The sequence below is a fragment of the Halanaerobium saccharolyticum subsp. saccharolyticum DSM 6643 genome, from assembly GCF_000350165.1.
Lineage (GTDB): Bacteria > Bacillota > Halanaerobiia > Halanaerobiales > Halanaerobiaceae > Halanaerobium > Halanaerobium saccharolyticum.
Genome location: NZ_CAUI01000004.1, coordinates 1 through 12,933, shown reverse-complemented (window position 1 = coordinate 12,933; position 12,933 = coordinate 1). Strand labels below are relative to the sequence as shown.

Annotated in this window: 10 protein-coding genes, 13 tRNA genes and 2 rRNA genes; 1 reads left to right on the top strand and 24 read right to left on the bottom strand. The window is 32.5% G+C overall.

The features are described from left to right. Positions 1-42 precede the first annotated feature (42 nt). The 8 genes from HSACCH_RS00270 to HSACCH_RS00235 all read right to left on the bottom strand — a co-directional run bounded on the left by HSACCH_RS00270 (position 43) and on the right by HSACCH_RS00235 (position 7,792). Entirely contained in the window at positions 43-381 is a 339-nt protein-coding gene (locus HSACCH_RS00270; RefSeq protein ID WP_040476880.1) for an FtsB family cell division protein, read from the bottom strand. A 160-nt stretch (positions 382-541) separates the two neighbouring features. Then, the gene (locus HSACCH_RS00265; RefSeq protein WP_005486953.1) at positions 542-1,651 is read right to left on the bottom strand and encodes an ABC transporter ATP-binding protein; all 1,110 of its coding nucleotides are present in this window, start codon (positions 1,649-1,651) and stop codon (positions 542-544) included. 21 nt (positions 1,652-1,672) lie between these two features. Beyond that, positions 1,673-2,683 carry a LacI family DNA-binding transcriptional regulator gene (locus tag HSACCH_RS00260; protein WP_005486952.1) on the bottom strand — a complete coding sequence of 337 codons (1,011 nt, stop codon included), beginning with the start codon at positions 2,681-2,683 and terminating at the stop codon, positions 1,673-1,675. Between the two features lie 140 nt (positions 2,684-2,823). Then, positions 2,824-3,474, bottom strand: coding sequence for a beta-phosphoglucomutase (pgmB, locus tag HSACCH_RS00255; protein WP_005486951.1), 651 nt, complete (start codon positions 3,472-3,474; stop codon positions 2,824-2,826). Positions 3,475-3,522: 48 nt separating this feature from the next. Then, positions 3,523-4,098, bottom strand: a complete 576-nt coding sequence (locus HSACCH_RS00250; RefSeq protein WP_005486950.1) for an AKAP7-like phosphoesterase domain-containing protein — start codon at positions 4,096-4,098, stop codon at positions 3,523-3,525. A gap of 2 nt (positions 4,099-4,100) precedes the next feature. After that, positions 4,101-5,378 (bottom strand): ABC transporter ATP-binding protein, encoded by a 1,278-nt coding sequence (locus HSACCH_RS00245; protein WP_005486948.1) that lies wholly within the window; start codon positions 5,376-5,378, stop codon positions 4,101-4,103. 5 nt (positions 5,379-5,383) lie between these two features. After that, entirely contained in the window at positions 5,384-6,397 is a 1,014-nt protein-coding gene (locus HSACCH_RS00240) for a FecCD family ABC transporter permease (RefSeq protein WP_005486946.1), read from the bottom strand. Between the two features lie 111 nt (positions 6,398-6,508). Further along, the gene (locus tag HSACCH_RS00235) at positions 6,509-7,792 is read right to left on the bottom strand and encodes a DUF1015 domain-containing protein (protein WP_005486945.1); all 1,284 of its coding nucleotides are present in this window, start codon (positions 7,790-7,792) and stop codon (positions 6,509-6,511) included. A gap of 189 nt (positions 7,793-7,981) precedes the next feature. Between HSACCH_RS00235 and serA the strand changes: the two genes are divergently transcribed. Next, positions 7,982-9,586: a phosphoglycerate dehydrogenase gene (gene serA / locus HSACCH_RS00230; RefSeq protein WP_005486943.1), complete on the top strand. Its 1,605-nt coding sequence runs from the start codon at positions 7,982-7,984 to the stop codon at positions 9,584-9,586. A gap of 81 nt (positions 9,587-9,667) precedes the next feature. On the opposite strand, the gene HSACCH_RS00225 is transcribed toward serA, so the two are convergent. The 16 genes from HSACCH_RS00225 to HSACCH_RS00150 form a co-directional block, all read right to left on the bottom strand. Further along, positions 9,668-10,738: a pyridoxal-phosphate-dependent aminotransferase family protein gene (locus HSACCH_RS00225; RefSeq protein ID WP_005486941.1), complete on the bottom strand. Its 1,071-nt coding sequence runs from the start codon at positions 10,736-10,738 to the stop codon at positions 9,668-9,670. A gap of 183 nt (positions 10,739-10,921) precedes the next feature. Beyond that, positions 10,922-10,996 (bottom strand) — tRNA-Gly (locus tag HSACCH_RS00220). Positions 10,997-11,004: 8 nt separating this feature from the next. Continuing rightward, positions 11,005-11,089: transfer RNA gene (locus tag HSACCH_RS00215), tRNA-Tyr, on the bottom strand. A gap of 113 nt (positions 11,090-11,202) precedes the next feature. Then, positions 11,203-11,278 (bottom strand) — tRNA-Ala (locus tag HSACCH_RS00210). A gap of 17 nt (positions 11,279-11,295) precedes the next feature. Next, positions 11,296-11,372 (bottom strand) — tRNA-Thr (locus tag HSACCH_RS00205). An 8-nt stretch (positions 11,373-11,380) separates the two neighbouring features. Next, positions 11,381-11,457: transfer RNA gene (locus tag HSACCH_RS00200), tRNA-Asp, on the bottom strand. A 72-nt stretch (positions 11,458-11,529) separates the two neighbouring features. After that, positions 11,530-11,605 (bottom strand) — tRNA-Val (locus HSACCH_RS00195). Between the two features lie 7 nt (positions 11,606-11,612). Beyond that, positions 11,613-11,688 (bottom strand) — tRNA-Glu (locus HSACCH_RS00190). A 10-nt stretch (positions 11,689-11,698) separates the two neighbouring features. After that, a tRNA-Ser gene (locus HSACCH_RS00185) sits at positions 11,699-11,791 on the bottom strand. Between the two features lie 11 nt (positions 11,792-11,802). Continuing rightward, positions 11,803-11,879: transfer RNA gene (locus tag HSACCH_RS00180), tRNA-Met, on the bottom strand. 8 nt (positions 11,880-11,887) lie between these two features. After that, a tRNA-Gly gene (locus tag HSACCH_RS00175) sits at positions 11,888-11,964 on the bottom strand. Positions 11,965-12,020: 56 nt separating this feature from the next. Beyond that, positions 12,021-12,097: transfer RNA gene (locus tag HSACCH_RS00170), tRNA-Met, on the bottom strand. 7 nt (positions 12,098-12,104) lie between these two features. Further along, positions 12,105-12,180 (bottom strand) — tRNA-Lys (locus HSACCH_RS00165). A gap of 21 nt (positions 12,181-12,201) precedes the next feature. Beyond that, a tRNA-Gln gene (locus tag HSACCH_RS00160) sits at positions 12,202-12,276 on the bottom strand. A gap of 38 nt (positions 12,277-12,314) precedes the next feature. Then, positions 12,315-12,431, bottom strand: a 5S ribosomal RNA gene (gene rrf / locus HSACCH_RS00155). Positions 12,432-12,709: 278 nt separating this feature from the next. Then, positions 12,710-12,933: ribosomal RNA gene (locus tag HSACCH_RS00150) — 23S ribosomal RNA — on the bottom strand; the annotation flags it as partial.

Here is a 12,933-nt window from a genome sequence, read left to right as displayed (position 1 = left end):
TTATTTTTTATATTAAAATTATATAAATTATTAAATTTGCTTTCAATTTTTTTTGTCATTTTTATCTTTTTCTTGATTTTCATTTTTATTTTCTGATTCCACTGGTATTAATAATTTTTCTCCTGGCTTAACTAGCCCCAATTTCTCTCTAGCAATTTCTTCTATATATTCATTATCATCGCTGTTTTTTATTTGTTTTTCTAATTTTTCATTTTTAGCTTTTTCTTTAGCAATTTGAGTTTCGATTTCACTTATCTGAGTTTCAATCTGATTGATTTTAGTTGTATTTTGGTAAAAATTAAACACAGAAATCACAGCTATAATAACTATAATTATTATAACTACTGGATTTAACAAAAAATCTTTTTTTTGTCGAGGCATCATTAATCCTCCTAATTAAACCATTGTCTTATATCTACTTACAATAATTATTATACTTTAAATTTTAAAATTAATCAAAAAAGCAGCTGAATTAAAATTTCAGCTGCCTTTTTAACTAATATATTTAATTTTAATTGTAAATAAATTTTATAAATTTAACTTAGAATATACATTCTTCTGTTTCAGCATCAAAGATATGGATTTTTCTTAAATCAACACCAAGAGAAATTGTGTCACCAGTTTGCGCCTTACTTTCAGCTTCTACACGCGCAATTAAAGAATGTCCTTCTTCAGCTAAATAAAGATAGATCTCTGAACCCATCGGCTCAACAACATCTACATCCGCTTCAAAAGAATTATCTTCTTTAACTTCAAAGTCGTGATTAATATCAGTATCAACAATATCTTCCGGTCTAACACCAAAAACTACATCTTTACCTGCATAATCTTTAATATAATCTTCTTTATCTTCAGGCACACGAATTCTAAAGGTACCATCACCATCTATATAGTAGGTGTCTCCTTCTTTCTCAATTTTAGCATCCATAAAGTTCATAGCTGGAGAACCAATGAATCCACCTACAAACATATTATTCGGGTGATTATATAAAGATAATGGATCATCCACCTGCTGGATTACACCATCTTTAAGCACAACAATTCTGTCTCCCATAGTCATCGCTTCAGTCTGATCATGAGTTACATAAATCATTGTTGTCTGTAATTCATCATGTAATTTAGATAATTCAGTTCTCATTTGAACCCTTAGTTTTGCATCAAGGTTAGAAAGAGGCTCATCCATTAAGAAAACCTGAGGTTCACGTACAATTGCACGTCCTAAAGCAACACGCTGTCTCTGACCACCAGATAACTGTTTAGGTTTTCTTTCTAATAACTGCTCAATACCTAAAATATCGGCAGCTTCCTGGACCCGTCTTTCAATCTCATCTTTAGGAAATTTACGTAATTTAAGACCAAAAGCCATGTTATCATAAACGTTCATATGAGGATAAAGAGCATAGTTCTGGAAAACCATAGCAATGTCTCTATCCTTGGGAGCTACATCATTAACTATATTGTCACCAATCTTAATGTCACCCTCACTAATTTCTTCCAAACCAGCAATCATTCTTAAAGTAGTAGATTTACCACATCCAGATGGGCCAACCAAGACAACAAACTCTTTGTCTTTAATCTCTAAACTCTGATCTTTTACTGCCACTAAGTCACCAAAACGCTTATAAACATGTTCTAAAGTTACACTTGCCATTAAAAAATCCTCCTCATAATTTTAATTGTATTTTGATATTGATGACTCCCTAATAATTAATTCGGGAGTTAAAACTTCAATTTGTTGCTCATTCATTTTTTCATTAATTAATTTTAATAAAAATTCAAAAGAATAATTAGCTATTTTTCCCACCGGTTCACTTATAACAGTAAGTGGTGGATCTATTATCGATGTCAGTATATTATCGCCATAACCAACCACAGCAAAATCATCCGGGATAAAATATCCTCCCATTTTAATGGCCTCTACAAGTCCAATTGTTGTTAATTCTCTTGTTGAAATAAAAGCATCTGGAATAACATCTTTTTCAATGATATCTAAAAAAACATCATAACCCGCCTGTCTATCAGCTTTAGTTGGGAATATTAGTTCTGGCTTAACTTCTAGACCAGCCTCCCTTAAAGCTAATTTATAACCACTAATTTTTTCTTCTTCAATTAGATCATTTTGGTGGCCGCAAATAAGAGCTATATTTTTAAAACCTTCTCCTACAAGATGTTTTACAGCTTTAAAAATACCCTGACTATAATCAGTTAAAACTGAAGTAAAAAAATTTTCTTCTGCAAGACGATTAACTAAAACTATATTATTCTTTGGACTAAAACTAGCCCTCAAAAGGTGACTTCCTACAAGCTTACCACCAATAAAAATTGCTCCATCAACTTGATTTGATTCTAAAAGTGAGAGATAATTTTTTTCTTTTTCCTCTTGGTTATTTGTATTACAAAGAATTATTTGATACCCTTTTTCATCAGCAGATTTTTCTATGCTTTTTACTATCTCAATATTGCCGGGACTATCCATTTCTGAAAGAATAACTGCTATCATATTTGTTTTGTTAGCAGCTAATCCTCTTGCAAGTTGATTAGGACGATAGTTATTTTCTTGTGCAATCTTTAAAATCTTACGTTTTGTATCTTTGCCAACACCAGGTTTATCATTTAAAGCTCTAGAAACAGTTGATTCTGCTACATCAGCCATTCTGGCAATATCTTTAAGAGTAATTTGCATCTTTAACCTCCAAGTAAATAACTTATCAAATTTACGCAAGCGCTTGCGAAGATTTAAATAAAAAAGAGTCTGTAATAATTGACTCTTAATATTAATATTCTTTACAGACTCTAAAACTCCTTCTTTTTTTGAAATATTTTTTATAATTTTTCTAAAATTTCATCAAAATCTATGGAATCTACGTTTCCATAAACTAAGTTTGCTTTTCCAACTCTAGCTTCAGGACCTACTCCAACTGCTTTCATATTAGCAGCTAGTGCGGCTTCTACGCCAGATTCTGCGTCTTCTAAAACAACACATTCTTCTGGCTCAACCCCAAGATTTCTAGCAGTATGTAGAAATAAATCTGGCGCTGGTTTTGCATTTTCTACACTATTACCATCTGAAATCGCATCAAACATATCATATATTTTTAACTGTTTTAAAACTTTTCTTGCATTTCTGCTTGATGATCCTACAGCAATTTTATAGCCCTCATTTTTTAGTCTTTCTAATTTAGCTTCCATATCATCTAAAATGTTTTCTTTAGTTATCTCTTCTAAATATTTTTGATAATATTTATTTTTTCTATCTGTCCATTCTTTTTTTGTATCTTCATCAACTTCTTTACCATCTAAAATTATTTCTAAAGAAGCCATTCTAGAAACTCCACGTAATTTTTCATTAACTTCACGGTTAAAAAACAAGTCTTCTTCATCCGCCAAACTTTGCCAACTTTTATAATGATATTCTGCTGTATCTGTAATTACACCGTCAAGATCAAAGATAAAAGCTTTAATTTCTTTTGCCATATTCATCACTCCCATTATATTATTCAAATAAAATTAACCTATAAAACTCTAAGCTAAATCAAAACTAGCGATTATTTTTTCTACTGGATCTAAAGTTGGACGCCATATTTCAATTTTATTAGCTGCAGCAGCTAATGGTCTAGACATCCCTTCCATAAACAAACATATTTCTGTTAGTTCATCCATTGGTATAGGGTTTTCAGCAAATATATTGCTTATTATTGTAATATGAAACATCCATTCTTCATAATTTTCTATTGTCGAAATACCATTATTAATTAAAGTCTGATGAACAGCTTTAGAAAAATTTTGCAAGGACTCTGTTTCATTAACTTCTAAAACAAGCTGGTGTTGATCCGAAAACTTAATACAGCTAAATCTATCTACTTCTATTTCAATTTTACCGAATTCCTTAATTTTATTAGATAAAATTTCTTTAGCTTCTGCCACTTTATTTTTATCTATTCTATCAATTGTAATATGAAGCTGCGGATATATTTGATCTGGATAAAGATTATAATGCTCAGAAACAATTTTTTGAACCTTTGAAGCAGTTTCTACAAGTTCTTTCCCAGGAATTAAAACTAAAAAATATTCATTTTCTAAGTCTGCAGCCTTTATCATAATCACATCTCCATCTCCACGTTTTCCAATTCCTTGACTTTATTTATTAAATTATTTTTATCTTTTAACAAAATAACATTTTCATCTTCCATTATTATCTTATTCCAGATTAATTCCGCTTTTCCTTCAATATAATCCCTTTTTTTAATACTATGATTCGAAAAAAGAACCTTTTTCTTTTTGGGGAAATCAAGAAGAATCTCTAAATTAGCAAGATTTCCATGTCCAAATGGTAAGTCACTTAAAATAACCAAATCTGACTTTTGAATTAATTTTCTATTTTTTTCAATTGCTTTCCTAGAAATATCTATAAATGGTGGTGCCTCAACAATTTCGATCCCAAGTTCTTTTGCTACCTGCCAATCAGCATCACCAACATTTAAGACCCCGATACTTAATGGATAGCCTGCATTATCTAATTTATATAGAAAATTTTGGGCTGTTCCTCCACCTGCTATTACATGTATTTTAAAATCTTTATATCTTTCTTTTCTAAATTTGTTATTTGCTTCAGGAATTACAGTAACAAATGGTTTCTCAGAAATAGGATTCATTTTTATTAAAACCTCAGCCTTATAAACTTTCTTTATATTTTCTTCAGTTAATACTTTTGCTGCTGAACCAGCAGCAAATATTTCCCCCTCTTTAAGTAATAATAACTCTTCACAATATTGGGCAGTTAAATTCAAATCATGAGATACTGTAATGATAGTTAGATTAAATTCCTGATTTAAATATTTTAATAAATCATAAATTTCTCCCTGATAATTAATATCTAAGTTAGAGGTTGGTTCATCCAATAATAATATATCCGGTTTTTGAGCTAAAGCTCTAGCTATTATGACTCTTTGCCTTTCACCTCCGGATAGTTCATTAATTAATTTATTTTTTAATTTCAAAGTATCAGTAACTACCATTACCTCTTTTACTATTTTCTTATCCTCTTCGTTTAATCCTGACCATCTTTTTTGATATGGATGCCTCCCCATCATTATAATATCATAAACATTAAAATTAAAGCTTATTTCTGTATTTTGAGGTACAACAGCCATTTTTTTTGCTAATTCTAAAGAACTATATTCATTTAATATTTTTTTATCAAGATAAACCGTTCCTTTATCAGCTATTAAAGTTCTGCTGATATTTTTTAAAAGAGTAGATTTACCAGAAGCATTAGGACCAATAATCCCAATAAAAGAACCTTTATTTATTTGTAAATCAATACCTTTAAGAATATTTTTTTGATTATAACTAAATTCAATATTATTTGTTTTTAACATAATTTTCACCAAATATTTTTAGATTTATTGCGCAATAAATAAATGAAATATGGTCCTCCAGCTAGAGCAGTTATTATTCCTACCGGTAATTCCATCGGAGCCATTAAGGTTCTTGCTGCTGTATCAGCAATCAGCAAAAATGATCCTCCTATTACTGCCGCAAGCGGTATTAATTTTCTATGGTCAGGGCCAATAATCATCCTTGTAATATGAGGTACCACTAATCCAATAAAGCCAATGCTCCCACTCACTGAAACAACTGAAGCAGTAATCAATGAGGCAGCCCCTAATAAAATGACTTTTGTTCTTTCAACATTTAATCCTAAATGGGCTGCACTTTCTTCTCCCAGTAGTAAAATATTTAAATCCTTTAAATGAAAAACTATAACTAATAAGGCAACTAAAAAATAAGGTAATATCATATTAATATCATTCCAGGATGATCCGGCTAAACTTCCCATTAGCCAATATACTAATTGCTGCAGATTTTCTGTTCTAAGCACCATTAAAAATGACATAAGCGAATTTAAGATAAAACTCATTGCAACTCCAGCTAATAAGAAAGTTAAAACGGGTAATTTTCTGCCGACCCTGGCCAATTGATAAACAGTTAAAACAGTTAAAGCTGCTCCCAAAAAAGCAAAGACTGGAATTGTATTAAGATTAAAAATAGCAATTTCTATACCTAAAAATAAGGCCAGCATAACTCCAGTACCAGCGCCAGCAGAAATACCAATAATATATGGATCAACCATCGGATTTCTTATGATAGCTTGAAACACAGAACCAGCTACAGCCAAACCCGCACCTACAATAAAAGCTAAAACAATCCTTGGCAATCTAATTTCAAAAATAATGATGCTGATTGAAACAGAAACTTCACTGCTATTAAATATATAAGAAATTACATCCTTTGAATTAATATCACTTGATCCTATAAATAAAGCTGCAAATCCAAGTAAGACTAAAAGGATTATTGCTGTCAGATATATTAATATGTTCCTTTTGTATTCTAACATAGATCCCATCCTTATAACAAAATCTCTATAATTACAGTTTGAATTTCAACTAGAATAAATTGACCCTGCTCGGGGCAAGCCCACGAGATTTGCGAGCAGACTTTCACTCTATCACTTTTTAATTGAAAGTTTATTAATAACCAGACCGGTTAATAATTTTGGGTAAAAATCTGTAGATTTTTGCGGCATTTTTTCACCAAAATCAGCAATTTCCTTAACCTCTTTAACAGAAGTTGGATTTAAAATAAATGCAGCCTGATATTTATCCTTTTCAAGGCTTTTTAGAGCTGTATCACGATATCTAATATAATCTAAATTAGATTTAGCAGCTAGCGCTTTTTTATCTATGCCAAGATACTTATCTAATAAAATATTATGCAGAATACTAACATCCAATTTCTTGTATTCTTTAGAATATTTTTCTTCAATTTCATTTAAAATTTCCTCATTTTCAAATTCAAAAACATAATGTTTATCAGCTTCTACTGCTTTAAAACCAAATACTTTATTATCTGTGTTCGCATCTAAATACTCATACATTTTATCTTTACTCTCAAAATCTTTTATACTAAAATCCTCAGCTACTTTTTTTAGAAATAAATTAAGGTTAAAATCTTTTATCCCATATAACAATCTGTGAGTTGGTAATACTCTTAAACCTGGATCATCCATATTAATAAAAGTCATTAAGCGATGATTAAAACTTTCTACCCCATCAGCTTCCCAACCTTTATCTATACATTCTTTTTGATAATTTAAGGCTGTCTGATAACGATGATGGCCGTCAGCGATATATAAATTTTTATTCTCCATTTTTTCTTTTATTTCTTTTATCAGCTTATCATCTTCTAACTTCCAGATTTTATGAATATTTTTATCTTCATCTTTAACCTTTATAAGTGCTTCATTTTTCATTTTTTTTATCAATAAATTATTTATTTCGTTTTTTTGATCAGAATAAAGCATAAATATATGTCCGAAATTTGCTTCAGTTGCTCGAATTAAGTTTAAACGATCAGCCTTAGGGCCTTCCATAGTAGTCTCATGTTCTTTTACACCTTCACCAACTTCTAACTCCCCTAAAGCCGCAAAACCTTTGCGAATGAATTTTTCCCCAGCTACTTCGTATTCTTGAGTATAGATATAAAATCCAGGTTTTTGATCTTGAATTAAAACTTCATCTTTAATCCACTTTTTTAAATATTTTGCTGCACTTTGATAACGATTTTCTTCTTTCCCTAAAATCAAACGAACAATATTATAAGGACTCTGTTCGTAATAATTATTTTGTAGTTTAGTATCAATTTTATCATATGGTTGGGTTACTACTTTCTCTAAATCTTTAACTTTTTCCTGGTTATATCTATAAGCTTTAAATGGAAATACTTTTGCCATACTTATCACTCCTCTTTATTCATTATATATTTTAATTAGCTCTACGGCAAGTTTGAAATATAATAACAACAAAAATTAGTCTTTTATAATAATTTTATCACTTTAAAGAATTAAACGCTTGCTTTATCAATTACTTTTAGATATAATTAATAAAAATTAGTAGCAAGAAGAGAGAAGGAGTGGTAATAAGTGTACAAAGTGTTAGTTAGTGACAATATTGCTCAAAAAGGTATTGACGTTTTAGAAGAAGCAGGAATGGAAGTTGATTTTAAGCCAGAGTTAGGCCGCGAATATTTTTTGAAAATTATTAGTAATTATGATGGAATAATTGTGCGCAGCATGACACTTTTGGATAAAGAAGCATTAAATAAAGCTAAAAAACTTAAAGTTATAGGTAGAGCTGGAACTGGTTATGATAATATTGATTTGGATGAAGCAACTAAAAATGGAATATTTGTTTTTAATACTCCTACAGGTAATACAATTTCTGCAGTAGAACATACATTGGGAATGATGCTTTCTCTTTCTCGAAATATTGCCCAGGCTAATCAAGCATTACACAATAATATCTGGGATAGAAAGAAATATATGGGGGTAGAAGTCAACGGTAAAACTTTAGGAATTATTGGCCTTGGTAGAATTGGAAGCAGAGTTGCAAAAAGGGCACAAAGTTTTGGTATGAAAGTAATTGCTAATGATCCTTATTTATCACCTAAAAAAGCAGAAAAAATAAATGTTTCTCTACTACCATTTAAAGAGGTTTTAGAAAAATCCGATTACATTACCCTACATACTCCTTTGACTGATGAAACATACCATATTCTAAGTCATAAAGAGTTTGCAATAATGAAAAATGATGCTCGTGTTATTAACTGTGCTCGAGGTCAAAATGTTGATACTGAAGCTTTAGCTAAGGCATTAGAAAAAAATAAAATAGCCGGTGCAGCAATTGATGTGCACGAGGAAGAACCGGTAAGAGCAAGTAACAACCCACTGCTTAAATTTGAAGATAAGGTAATAATGACCTGTCATTTGGGAGGAACAACTACAGAAGCTATGGACAATGTTTCTATAACTGCAGCGGAAGAAGTTGTATCCGTATTAAAAAATAATTTACCTGCATCTCCATTAAACATACCAGCTATGGATCCACAAGAGTTTAATCAGGCTAAGCCCTATATAAATCTGATAACAAAATTAGGTAATTTTATGGCAAAATGGAAGGGACACGAAAGAATTGAAGCTGTTGAAGTTGAGTATGGTGGAGAAATTAATCAATATAATCACAAACCAATGACCTTAAGTTTAGTTAAATCTATTTTAGAACCAATTTTAGATGATAGAATTAATCTAGTAAATGCAATGCATGTGGCTCAAGAAAGAGGGATTGCTCTCAAAGAAAGCCAAATCCAAAATGAGGGTGAACTAAATAATATAATTAAAATCAATCTTAAAACTGACATTGATAATTATAGTCTCGCTGGAACTTACTTACCTATAGGTTTTAGATTAATTGAAATCAATGGATTAAGAATTGATTTAGACCTCTCTGGAGAATTTATTATAGTAAGTTACCAGGATAAACCAGGAGTTATTGGCAAAATTGGATCTACTTTAGGTGAGGCAAATATAAACATTGCAAATATGCAGGTAGGTCGTAAAGAAATTGGTGGAAATGCTATAATGATGATGCAGATTGATTCTAAACCATCGAAGGAAATATTGGAAGAAATTAGAACTCAATTAGATGAATTAGATACAAAAGTAAAAGATTTATGTTTTTTAGAAATCTAAAATATATATAAATGTTAAAAATAGCAGCCTTAAATTGGCTGCTATTTTTAATTTAAATTTTTAAAACTATACTGTTAATAACTATAAAGATAATATATCTTCAATAGTTGCTAATAAACCTTTAATATCAACCAAACTTAAATCTCCCATGTGGCCTATTCTAAAAGCTTTATTTTTTAAATCACCATAACCATTTGCAATTCTAATGTTATACTTTTCTACAAGTTCATTGATTAAATTACTAACATCTATACCCCTATTATTCTCAATACAGGTAACAGTATTTGACCAATAACCTTCTTCAGCATAAATATCAAAATACTTCAAAGCCCAATTTTGAACATATTCAGCCATTTCTTTATGTCTTTCAAATCTATTTTCAATTCCTTCATCATCTACAATATCATTTAATTGCTTCTGCAATGCAAATATTTGTGGTATTGCAGGAGTGGTTCTTGTCTGAGATCTTTGATGATATTTATATAAAAGTGGCAAATTAAAATAATAACTTCTATTTTCAACTGTTTCTGATCTTTTCAATAATTTTTTACTAACTGAAGCCACAGTTAAACCAGCTGGTAAAGCAAAAGCCTTCTGTACCCCAGCCAGACACATATCGATACCCCAATCATCTACTCTAATTTCTGTACCCGCCATCCCAGATACAGCATCAACCAAAAATAAAACATCATCAAATTTCTTTACAACTTCGCCAATTTCTTTTATTGGATTCATCAAACCTGTAGAAGTTTCATTTAAGACAACCGTAATAGCATCATAATTACCAGAATTAAGTCTTTTTTCTACTAGTTCAGGCTTAATTGCTTGATCCCATGGAACTTGTACTTTATCACAAGGAACCCCATTTTTTTTAGTGATTTGATGCCAACGATCTGAAAAAGCCCCATTAACAAAATTTAAGCAGCGTTTTTTAACACCGTTAGTCACTGCCGCTTCCATTGCACCTGTTGAAGACGAAGAAAATAATAAAACTGGATTATCTGTATAAAGTAGTTTCTGTAAATTAACCTGAATATCATCATAAACTCGAGAAAATTCTTCAGTTCTGTGATGAATCTGTGCAGTTGATAACTGCTGTAATAGCTCTGTTCTCACTTCTGTTGGGCCTGGAGTAAATAGTTTTTCATGCATTTTGTAAACACCTCATAAAATATATTTTCAGTTTAAAACTGAATTACTCTCTTCTCAATTCTTGTATATAATTATATATTATTATAGCAGTAATAATTAAATTTATAAAGCATAAATTAATTGTTTGAATATTAAGATATATATAAAAATAAAAAAAGCACCCAATAGGTGCAAAATATCAAATGGAGCGGGAAACGAGATTTGAACTCGCGACCCTCACGTTGGCAACGTGATGCTCTACCACTGAGCTATTCCCGCATATTTAATGGTGGAGGGGAAAGGATTTGAACCTTTGTAGGCATCGCCGGCAGATTTACAGTCTGCTCCCTTTAACCACTCGGGCACCCCTCCAAAATAAATGTAGGAAGTAAGAAGTAGGAATCAGGAATCTTATAATAAAAAATCCTATTCTCCTTCTAATTTAATTATTAAATTGTATTTCTCCATCAAAATAAAATATACTTTGGTGGAGATAAGGGGACTCGAACCCCTGGCCTCTACACTGCCAGTGTAGCGCTCTCCCAGCTGAGCTATATCCCCATGGCTGTTTAAACTAATGGAGCCGATGACCGGAGTTGAACCGGTGACCTCTTCCTTACCATGGAAGCGCTGCTACCAACTGAGCTACATCGGCAAAAAAAATGGCGGAGGAGACGGGATTTGAACCCGCGATCTCCGGCTTGACAGGCCGGCGCGTTAAACCGCTACGCTACACCTCCGTATTTGGATGTAGGAAGTAAGATGTCGAGAAAGGAATCTCTTCCAATCTAACAATATACTTCATATTTAAATGGTGGGCGAAACAGGGCTCGAACCTGTGACCCCCTGCTTGTAAGGCAGGTGCTCTCCCAACTGAGCTATTCGCCCGCAAAAATGGTACCCTCAAGGGGATTCGAACCCCTGCCGCCAGGATGAAAACCTGGTGTCCTAGACCCCTAGACGATGAGGGCATAAATTAAATGGCGGAGAGAGAGGGATTCGAACCCTCGCCAGGGTAAATACCCTGCTACAGGTTTAGCAAACCCGCCCCTTCAGCCACTTGGGTACCTCTCCATGAATACAAATGGTGGGTCTAAGAGGACTTGAACCTCTGACACTGTGGGTATGAACCACATGCTCTAGCCAACTGAGCTATAGACCCATGTTATATGGAGCGGGAAACGAGACTCGAACTCGCGACCCTCAGCTTGGAAGGCTGATGCTCTAGCCAACTGAGCTACTCCCGCATCATTACCATAAAATTTTTGCCTGATGTATATATAAAAATTATTATATTTTAAAATGGTTGCGGGGACCGGATTCGAACCGATGACCTCCAGGTTATGAGCCTGACGAGCTACCAGACTGCTCTACCCCGCGCTATAAATGGTGAGCCATGGAGGATTCGAACCTCCGACAACCTGATTAAAAGTCAGGTGCTCTGCCAACTGAGCTAATGGCCCAAATAAATGATGATAATTTAATGGCTGGGGCGGTAGGATTCGAACCTACGCGTCCTGAGACCAAAACCCAGTGCCTTACCGCTTGGCTACACCCCAATACAATAAATAAACAATCATCAAAGCTTGGAAAAAAGGACCGGCAGCGACCTACTCTCCCACATCGTTACCAATGCAGTACCATAGGCGCTGGAGGACTTAACTTTTGTGTTCGAGATGGGAACAAGTGTTGCCCCTCCGCAATTACCACCGGAAATCTATAAAATTGTTGTTTTCATGTACTCTGCTCTCTTCTAAAGCTAACTTGATCTATTATTTTGATCTTTTCACTTTGAGAAAAGCTAACAGAATTTCTGTTTTAATTTCAGAACCTTATTAATTTAGCATTTCATAACTTTTTTGAAGGTTAAAAAAGAAAGCTGTTTGAGCGCAGCGAGTTCTTTCTTTTACTGAAAAAAAGTTGTTAAATGCGTTAAAAATTAATTGGTGATTGAAATTAAAACTGTAAATTCAAAGATACATATAGGAAATAATGATTAAGCCCTCGATCTATTAGTACCAGTTAGCTTAATGTATTACTACACTTACACCTCTGGCCTATCTACCTTATCATCTTTAAGGGATCTTACCTTCTTAACAAAGTGAGATACCTAATCTTGAAGTCTGTTTCACGCTTAGATGCTTTTCAGCGCTTATCTTTTCCACACTTAGCTACTCAGCTATGCTCCTGGTGGAACAACTGATTCACCATCGGTG

What these genes read in the sequence shown, in the direction of transcription:
- pgmB (WP_005486951.1), bottom strand. Translation starts at nt 3,474, where the DNA reads ATGGCAAAAGAAATTAAAGCTTTTATCTTTGATCTTGACGGTGTAATT.
- HSACCH_RS00250 (WP_005486950.1), bottom strand. Translation starts at nt 4,098, where the DNA reads ATGATAAAGGCTGCAGACTTAGAAAATGAATATTTTTTAGTTTTAATT.
- HSACCH_RS00270 (WP_040476880.1), bottom strand. Translation starts at nt 381, where the DNA reads ATGCCTCGACAAAAAAAAGATTTTTTGTTAAATCCAGTAGTTATAATA.
- HSACCH_RS00260 (WP_005486952.1), bottom strand. Translation starts at nt 2,683, where the DNA reads ATGCAAATTACTCTTAAAGATATTGCCAGAATGGCTGATGTAGCAGAA.
- HSACCH_RS00235 (WP_005486945.1), bottom strand. Translation starts at nt 7,792, where the DNA reads ATGGCAAAAGTATTTCCATTTAAAGCTTATAGATATAACCAGGAAAAA.
- HSACCH_RS00265 (WP_005486953.1), bottom strand. Translation starts at nt 1,651, where the DNA reads ATGGCAAGTGTAACTTTAGAACATGTTTATAAGCGTTTTGGTGACTTA.
- HSACCH_RS00225 (WP_005486941.1), bottom strand. Translation starts at nt 10,738, where the DNA reads ATGCATGAAAAACTATTTACTCCAGGCCCAACAGAAGTGAGAACAGAG.
- HSACCH_RS00245 (WP_005486948.1), bottom strand. Translation starts at nt 5,378, where the DNA reads ATGTTAAAAACAAATAATATTGAATTTAGTTATAATCAAAAAAATATT.
- HSACCH_RS00240 (WP_005486946.1), bottom strand. Translation starts at nt 6,397, where the DNA reads ATGTTAGAATACAAAAGGAACATATTAATATATCTGACAGCAATAATC.